The sequence below is a fragment of the uncultured Campylobacter sp. genome (assembly GCF_938031315.1).
Taxonomy (GTDB): Bacteria; Campylobacterota; Campylobacteria; order Campylobacterales; family Campylobacteraceae; genus Campylobacter_B.
In genome coordinates this window covers 1-8,485 of the sequence record NZ_CALHHT010000427.1, presented here as the reverse complement: position 1 = coordinate 8,485, position 8,485 = coordinate 1, and the positions used below count along the sequence as shown (strand labels likewise).

The following is an 8,485-nucleotide window of genomic DNA, read 5'->3' as shown; positions in this document are numbered from 1 at the left end:
AGTAGTTTTGAAGCGTCAAAATAATCTGTGAAAACGTCATTTTTATCCTTTTATCGTTGATTTATAAATTCTAGTGCGTCACACGCCGCAAAATTCTAAAATTCTAAAATTCTAAAATTTTAAAATTTCATCTGTGAGTCGCGAGCAGCGCAAAATTTTATGCCTATTAGAGCGGCTCTGAAATTTTATGCCTATCGGGGCAGACCTAAAATTTCGCGCGACTAAATTTTATCTGCAAATTTAGCTTCGTCAAAATTTTGCGCCGTTAAGCTTGTCGCTAGCTCTAGAGGCGATTTGCTACACGGCTTGTAAGCGCAGCTGCGGCAAGTCCGCAGGCGTGCCGTTCCAAAAAGGTCGTATTAATCTGCGCGCGGGCAAAATTTTCTTGCTGTCGCGACCCGTCTTTTTGGCTCTTTCGTCCTTTAGAATAGAATTTTGCTTTTAAATTTAGCGGCGCGCTACAGCAGCACTTCGATCTGCTCGGAGTCCTTTTTCAGCGCCTCAGCTTTTGCCGCGCGATCCGCCTTTAGCTTCGAGCTTAGAAGCTCGTCGTTTAGAGCTAAAATTTGCACCGCCAGATACGCCGCGTTTTTTGCGCCCGCCTTGCCGATCGCAAGCGTCGCGACGGGGATACCCGCAGGCATCTGCACGGTCGAATACAGCGCATCTACGCCGCCAAGCGCGCTGCCGCCGAGCGGGACGCCCAGCACCGGCTTGGTCGTATTCGCAGCGACCGCGCCCGCAAGATGCGCCGCCATGCCCGCCGCGCAGATGAAAACCTGTGCGCCCTTTTTCTCGGCGTCCGCGACGTATTTAGCCGTGCGGGCGGGGCTTCGGTGCGCCGAAGATACGATCATCTCGTACGCCGCGCCAAATTCGTTTAAAATTTTAGCCGCCTCGTAAACGACCTCGTAATCGCTCTTTGAGCCCATTATTATAGAAACAAATTTCATTCTATCTCCTTTCTTAAAAAGCAAAACTCCGCGAGCTTCGCGGGCAGCTTGATCTCATTTAGATTGCCGCTGTGAATCTCGCTAAATTCCTTACCGCTGCGGCTTTGCAGCCTCTTAAATTTCAAATAAGGCTTGCCGCTAAGCTCGTAAATTTCGCCGATCTCATTATCGCAAGCGCAAATTTTAAAGCCGCGCGGAGCAAAAATTTCATACGCTTCGCCCGGCAAAATTTTATCCTTGACGCTTATAAACTCGCCATCCTGCGAGATCGCGCAAACCTGATGCGTGCCAAACTCAATACTGCGGTCTAAATTTTGCGTATCCTCTCGCTCGTACGGGCGTTTTATCAAATATCCGTCACTAAAGCCGCGGTTTTTAAGCGTCGCGATCTCGCGCTCGTAAACACCGGCCTCAAATTTATCGCTCGCGGCATCGTCGATCGCCGCGCGGTAAGCGTTCGTGGCGCATGCGACGTAGTATTCGCTCTTGGTGCGCCCTTCGATTTTGAAGCTGTCGATCGCGCCCGTTTGCATGATCTTTTGCACGTGCGAAATGAGGCTAAGATCCTTCGCGTTCATTACGAAAGTGCCCTCCCCTTCGCGCTCTTGTAAGCGGAAAAGCGCGCTGGTTTCGGGATTTTTCGCGTAAAGCTCGTAGTTAAATCTACAGTCGTTCGCGCAGCTTCCGCGGTTGCTAAAGCGTCCGCTTTGCACTGCGCTAACAAGACAGCGCCCGCTGTATGCGAAACACATCGAGCCGTGCACGAAAATTTCAATCTCGAGGTTTGGAAGTTTTTCCTTAATCTCTACGGCGTCTTTGAGCGTCATTTCGCGCGCCGCGACGATGCGGACGGCGCCCAGCTCCGCCCAAACCTGCGCGTCGAGATAATTTAGCACGTTAGCTTGGGTGGAGACGTGAATCGGGATCTCAGGCGCTACGGCTCGCGCGAGGCTCGCGACGCCCAAAGTGGCGATTAAAATTCCATCCACGCGCAGATCGCGAAGAAATTCCAAATGCCTTTTGATATTTTCAAGCTGGCCGTTGGTCGCAAAGCCGTTTACGGTCGCGTAGAGCTTTTTACCGCGTTCGTGCGCGTATGCGACGCCTTCTGCAAAGCTTTCCTTGCTAAATTCCTTCGCGCTTCGCTGGCGCAGCGAAAATGAGCCGGTGCTTGCATACACGGCGTCCGCGCCGTACGCGAGGGCGATTTTTAGTTTCGTTAAATTCCCGGCAGGAGCTAAGAGTTCGGGTTTTTTCAAATACATTCCTAGTGATTTTTTAAGCGCGATTTTACTACAATTTAGCCAAAATTTTATTTAAGGAGCAGTTGATGCGAGCCGATCTGCACAACCACACCTATCTTTGCAACCACGCTAGCGGCGAGCCGCGGCAGTATTTGGAAGCGGCGATCGCACGAGGCATAGAAATTTTCGGCTTTGCGGATCACGCGCCGATGAACTTCGATCAAAAATACCGAATGAGTTTCGAGCAGATGGAGCTTTACGAGCGGATGATTAGAGATCTGCGAGATGAGTTTAGCGGGCGGATCGACGTGCGGCTGGGATACGAGGTCGATTTTATGACGAAAAAAGAGCTAATGGATGAGCGGGTTTTCGCGCGCGAGGTTGATTATCTCATCGGCTCGGTGCATTTTTTAAACAACTGGGGCTTTGATAACGAGGAATTTTTAGATCAGTGGAGCGGGCGCGAGATAGACGACGTTTATCGCGAATACTTTGCGCTGATCTGCGCGCTGTGCAGAAGCGGCAAATTCGACATTTTAGGGCACATGGATCTGATTAAAATTTTTAAATTTACTCCGAAAAAAGATATTAGAGTTTTGGCAGGCGGCGCGATAAACGCGATCAAAAAAAGCGGCATCGTCGTGGAGCTAAACTCCGCGGGGCTTCGCAAGCCCGCAAATGAAATTTATCCAAGCGACGCGCTTTTGCAGATGCTAGCGGATGCAGACGTGCCGATCACGCTTAGCTCGGACGCGCACTCGGTAGCTCAAGTAGCGCTAAACTACGATAAAATTTACGCCAAAGCGCGCGAGTTCGGCTATGATAAGATCGCCGTTTTCAAAAACCGCGAGCGGCAGTTTGTAAGTCTAGCGTAAATTTTAACGGCGGCCGCCTTTAAATTTTAAAAGGCGAGTGGCGCAAAATTTTAAAATTTCAAAAGCTTCAGTGGCGTGAAAATTTCAGATTTCAAAAGGCACGGCGGCAAGAAATTTTAAAAATCGCGGCGCGCAAAACGGCGCAGATAAAGTCGAATTTCAACTAAATAATGTTAAAATCCGCCGTTAAATTTAGCCCGAATACGGGCGGAAAAAAGGAAAAAATATGGGAAAATTTGTTAATGACGTGAAGGAATTTTTTAAATTTTGCGATGAAAACGAGGTCGAGTTCGTGGATTTTAGATTTACCGATCTAAAAGGCACCTGGCACCATGTCGCTTACAACTACAAGCGCCTGCCGAAGGACTTCGCCGACGGAATTCCATTTGACGCAAGCTCGGTAGCGGCATGGCAGCCAATCGATAAATCCGATATGATGCTAAAGCCCGACGTGCAAACGGCGTTTTTGGATCCATTCACCGCGGACGTTACGATCATCGTCATCTGCGACGTTTACGACATCTACAAAAACGAGCTTTACGAAAAATGCCCGCGCTCGATCGCTAAAAAAGCCGAGCAGTTTCTGCAAACTACGGGTCTTGGAGATACCTGCTATTTCGGGCCGGAGAATGAGTTTTTCGTTTTCGACGACGTAAAGATCATCGACGATATGAACTGCGCGATGTTTAAGGTAGATACCGAAGAGGGGCATTGGAACAGCGGCAAAAACTACAAAGACGGCTTTAACAGCGGCCACCGCCCGGGCGTAAAGGGCGGCTACTTCCCCGTCCAGCCCGTCGATTCGATGGTCGATCTGCGCGCCGAGATGCTAAAGGTACTTGAGCAGATCGGGCTTGAGACCTTCATCTGCCACCACGAAGTAGCGCAAGGCCAGGGCGAGATCGGCGTCAAATACGGCACTCTCGTCGAGGCCGCCGACAACGTGCAAAAATACAAATACGTCGTAAAGATGGTCGCGCACCTAAACGGCAAGACCGCGACCTTTATGCCAAAGCCGCTCTACGGCGATAACGGCAGCGGAATGCACGTACATCAATCGATCTGGAAAAAGGGCAAAAATACCTTTTACAAAAAGGGCAACTATGCAAATTTAAGCGACGCGGCGAGATGGTATATCGGCGGCGTGCTAAAGCATGCGCGCAGCGTCGCGGCGTTTACGAACCCGAGCACCAACAGCTACAAGCGCCTGATCCCGGGCTTTGAGGCGCCGTCCATTCTAACTTATTCGAGCCAAAACCGCTCCGCTTCGATCCGTATCCCTTACGGCAGCGGCGAGAACTCCGTGCGCGCGGAGATGCGCTTCCCCGATAGCACAGCATGCCCGTATTTGGCGTTTGCGGCGATGCTGATGGCGGGCATCGACGGTATCAAAAACAAAACCGAGCCGGTGGGGCCGATGGATGAAAATTTATTCAAGCTGCACCTAGATGAGATCCGCGAGCGCGGCATCGAGCAGCTTCCGCACACGCTTCGCGGCAGCCTAGAGGCGGTGATCCGCGATAATGAATACCTGCGCCCGATAATGAGCGAGCTTTTTATCGAGACCTATCAGCATTTTAAATTTGAAACTCAGGTTTGGCCTTACGAGGCGCGCCCTACGCCGTTTGAGTTTGCGACGAATTATTCGTGCTAAGGCTAAATTTTATGCCGCGCCGCCCGGTTTTTGCGATGCGGTGCGGCATAAGGCCTTGGAATTTTAAAATTTCGCCGCGCGCGAGCTTTTAAAATTCCGTCGCGCGAACTTAAATACCGCCCGTGAAGCTTCAGCTCTTTTATCGCAAACGTGAAATTTTATACTTTCTGCTCATTTTGCTTGGAATTTTATCGATAAACCTAGGCGTGAAATTTTATGAATTCAAAGAATTCCGCGCGAAAAACTACGCTTTTTACGACGCGCAAATTCTAAACGCCTACGCCAAAACGAACGAGCGCGGCCGCACCTACACGGTGCTAAAGCTCAAAACGGCGGATTTCACCCTCTACACGACCGCTGGGCTCGGGCGGGAATTTCACCGCTTCGCTCGCGTAAATATCGGCATCGTAACCAAAAACGTAAAATTTTTAGATTTTTTAAAGCAGCGCTTTTACGCGCCAAATTTTAAAATTTCAGCTGAGACCGCGCCCTCTGGGGCAAAATGGCGCACCATAGAGTTCGTCCGAGCCCAACACGAAGATGAGATGACGGCGGATCTTTACTCTGCGCTGTATTTTGCGACCGAAATTTCAAAACCGCTGCGCGCCAGCGTGACGAACTGGGGCATAGCGCACATCATCTCGATCAGCGGCTTTCATCTGGGCATTATCTTTAGCACGGTCTTTCTGCTCGCGATGCCGATCTACCGCTATTTTCAGGATCGCTACTTTCCGTATCGCAGCGCTAAGCGCGATCTTAGCGTCTTTGTGATCGTGCTGATGAGCGGATATCTCTTCGTGCTTGATTTCACGCCGAGCTTTCTGCGCTCGCTTGCGATGTGCTGCGTGGGGTTTTACCTCGCGATGCGAAATTTCTATGTACTTAAATTTACGAACCTTTTTCTCACCATCGCGCTTCTGCTAGCGTTTTTCCCGCACCTGGCCTTTTCGATCGGATTTTATTTCTCCTGCCTCGGCGTGCTGTATATCTTCCTCTACCTGCACCACTTCGCGCCTAAATTTAAGCTCTGGCAGAACGTCATACTTTTCAACCTCTACGTTTGGCTCAGTATGAACGTAGCGGTCTATTATTTCTTCTCGACCGCTTCGCTGCAGCAGCTTAGCGTCATGCCGCTAGGATACGTGTTTGTAATCTTTTATCCGCTAAGCATATTTTTGCATCTATTCGGGCTCGGCGGCGCGCTCGATACGCCGCTGCTTGCGTTTTTAAACTTTGCTCTGCCAAGCTTTCAGGCGCAAATTCCGCCGCTTCTTTTCGCACTTGCAAACATCTGCGCGCTTGCTGCGATAAAGCTTCGCTACGCAGCGCTTGGTTGCGCGATAATCGGAATTTCGCCGATATTTTTTATAACGTAGCGCGCGAAAATTCCAGCGGGAATTTTATCCGTTGGAATTTTATGCTAAAATCGCGCTTCAAATCTCACAAAGGATCAAAATGTTTATTGCAAACCTCACTTATGTTAAAGAAATTAGCGAAATCGATCGCTTCATCAACGAGCACAACGCGTTTTTAGACCGATTTTATGCGGCGGATAAATTTATCTGCTCGGGGCGCAAAGTCCCTCGCACAGGCGGCATCATCTTAATCAACGCCAAAGACCGCGCGGAGCTTGATGAGATCATCGCGCAAGATCCGTTCTTTCAAAACGGCGTCGCAAAATACGAGATCATAGAATTTGCGCCGACGAAATTTGCGCCCGAGTTTTGGAGGCTTTTCGGCGAATAGATGGCGCGGGTTAAATTTTAAAATTTACGCGCTTAAACACGCCTCTGAAATTTAGCCGTTTTGCGTGCGAGATGAAATTTTAACCTGAATTCAAAGCCGAAACGCAGTGGCGAATTTAGACAAGTTTAAAATCGAAATTATGCAAAAACGGCTAAATTTAAAGGAGATCGGGTGCTGATAAAACTGCGGCTCGCAATGCCGCAAGATGCGGATGCGCTGCTTGAAATTTACGCGCCTTACGTAAAGCAAACGGCGATCAGCTTCAAATACGACGTGTCCAGCGCCGCGGAATTTGCGGGGCGCATCGAGCAGACGCTGCAAAGATACCCATATCTGCTCGCTTACGCAAGCGATGAGGCGGCATGTGCAGACGACGAACGGAATGAAAATTTTAAAATTTTTGCGAGCGCGGCGGGCGCAGGGAGTGAAATTTTGCCCGCAGACGAGGCGCGAAATCGCGCAAGCGGTGCTGCAAAACAAAGCGGCGTAAATTTAAAACCGGGCCAAATCCTCGGCTACGCCTACGCTTCGGCTTTCAAAGAGCGCGCGGCATACGATTGGTCGGCGGAATGCTCGGTCTATGTATCGCAAAACGTGCGCGCTCTGGGCATCGGCAGGCTGCTCTACGAGGCGCTACAGCGCGCGCTCAGGGCTCAAAACATCGTAGATATGAACGCTTGCATCGCTTACGGGGATGACGAATATCTAAACGACGCTAGCGTGCGATTTCACGAGCGTATGGGTTTTCGCTTCGTCGGCAGATTCGAGCGCTGCGCCTATAAATTCGGTCGCTGGTACGATATGGCGTGGATGCAAAAGCCGATCGGCGAGCATCTGCAAAATCAGCCTGCGATGAGGCCTTTCGCGCGCTTCAGAGATGAAATTTGCGCGAGCGCGGGCATTGAAATTTAATTTAAAGGAAAAACTTTGACGCACTTTATCATAGACGACGAAAATATCGACGTAGATAATATCTTTGATGTCGTAAATCTCAAAGAGGGCGACGAGCTCAATATCGTCTCCAACACCGCCAAAAAGATCGGCGCCTTGACCCTTGCGCGCCTATCGAAGATGGGCGTTAGCATAGGCGAGGTCTTTACGATCGGCAAGCAAAGAAAGGATTTCGCCGATAAGATCATCGTGTTTTTGATGGGCAAGCTCTGCGGGCAGGAGGGCAAGATCGGCATCGTCAGCAACGATAAATTTTACGACGACGTGATAGAATTCTTTAATAATCTAAACTACCGCAAAAATCCTAAATTTGAAAAGATCAGTCTAGCCTCGCATGCCGCAGGGACGGACGCAAAACAAAGTAAAGCGGGCGGTGCGGCAGAGAAAAAAGCCCAAAAAGCGGAGTCGAAAGCTGCGAAATGTGAGCCAAAGGTTCAAAAGCAAGGGGGAAAAGCCTCGAAACAGGAGCCCAAAATCGCAAAGCAGGAGTCGAAAGCTGCGCAACAGGAACAAAAGGCTACAAATTCTAAAATCGCCAAAGCAGACCTTGCCGCGGCGGAGGCGCTGATCCCGCAGTGCGTGAGCCTACAAGCCCTCTATGCCGCATGCGTCGCAAAGCTCGGCAGAGCCAAGGGCTGCGAGGCCTACCGCGAGATCAAGGACGGCGCGCGGACGCGATATGCGAGCATCGCCTACGATAGCGATCTAAAAGACGGTGCCGTAAGGCGAAACGCGATCAAGCTCTACCGCGAAAGCGGCGGCGATATGGCGGAATTTCACAACAAGCTGACGAGCGAATACAAACACGCAGGACCTGAAATTTATAAGGAATTTAAAGAAAAACTCGTCGGAAAGATGATCTAGACGCCTCGGGCGCAAGGATTTAAGGCGCAGCGATAGTACGCGTCGCGACGTAGCGGCTAAAGCACGGCCTGGCGGCGTTAGATACGTCATTGCGGCGTGCGGTATGATACGGCGCGGCATAAATGCGCCCGAAATGAAACTATTTGCTTGCGTGGCATTAGTTTTATTTTGCCGCATATAACCAAGCAGAGCCCAGGC

General features: G+C 50.3%; 8 protein-coding genes. 6 read left to right on the top strand and 2 right to left on the bottom strand.

Features of this window, described 5'->3' with window-relative positions; all coding sequences use genetic code 11:
- Window positions 1-458: 458 nt before the first annotated feature.
- Complete coding sequence (purE, locus tag Q0236_RS10705; protein WP_297917695.1) at window positions 459-953, bottom strand: 5-(carboxyamino)imidazole ribonucleotide mutase; 495 nt, start codon at window positions 951-953, stop codon at window positions 459-461.
- Window positions 950-2,212 carry a peptidase U32 family protein gene (locus tag Q0236_RS10700; protein WP_297917693.1) on the bottom strand — a complete coding sequence of 421 codons (1,263 nt, stop codon included), beginning with the start codon at window positions 2,210-2,212 and terminating at the stop codon, window positions 950-952. The genes purE and Q0236_RS10700 overlap by 4 nt, the downstream gene beginning before the upstream one ends.
- Before the next feature lie 71 nt (window positions 2,213-2,283).
- Between Q0236_RS10700 and Q0236_RS10695 the strand changes: the two genes are divergently transcribed.
- The 6 genes from Q0236_RS10695 to Q0236_RS10670 all read left to right on the top strand — a co-directional run bounded on the left by Q0236_RS10695 (window position 2,284) and on the right by Q0236_RS10670 (window position 8,287).
- Window positions 2,284-3,072 carry a histidinol-phosphatase gene (locus Q0236_RS10695; RefSeq protein WP_297917690.1) on the top strand — a complete coding sequence of 263 codons (789 nt, stop codon included), beginning with the start codon at window positions 2,284-2,286 and terminating at the stop codon, window positions 3,070-3,072.
- 226 nt (window positions 3,073-3,298) lie between these two features.
- Window positions 3,299-4,726 carry a type I glutamate--ammonia ligase gene (gene glnA, locus Q0236_RS10690; protein WP_177388609.1) on the top strand — a complete coding sequence of 476 codons (1,428 nt, stop codon included), beginning with the start codon at window positions 3,299-3,301 and terminating at the stop codon, window positions 4,724-4,726.
- Between the two features lie 122 nt (window positions 4,727-4,848).
- Entirely contained in the window at window positions 4,849-6,102 is a 1,254-nt protein-coding gene (locus tag Q0236_RS10685; RefSeq protein ID WP_297917687.1) for a ComEC/Rec2 family competence protein, read from the top strand.
- A gap of 79 nt (window positions 6,103-6,181) precedes the next feature.
- Window positions 6,182-6,472 (top strand): YciI family protein, encoded by a 291-nt coding sequence (locus Q0236_RS10680; protein WP_297880101.1) that lies wholly within the window; start codon window positions 6,182-6,184, stop codon window positions 6,470-6,472.
- A gap of 171 nt (window positions 6,473-6,643) precedes the next feature.
- The gene (locus Q0236_RS10675) at window positions 6,644-7,384 is read left to right on the top strand and encodes a GNAT family N-acetyltransferase (RefSeq protein WP_297917684.1); all 741 of its coding nucleotides are present in this window, start codon (window positions 6,644-6,646) and stop codon (window positions 7,382-7,384) included.
- Window positions 7,385-7,399: 15 nt separating this feature from the next.
- Window positions 7,400-8,287 (top strand): hypothetical protein, encoded by an 888-nt coding sequence (locus Q0236_RS10670; RefSeq protein WP_297917683.1) that lies wholly within the window; start codon window positions 7,400-7,402, stop codon window positions 8,285-8,287.
- The last annotated feature ends 198 nt before the right edge of the window (window positions 8,288-8,485 follow it).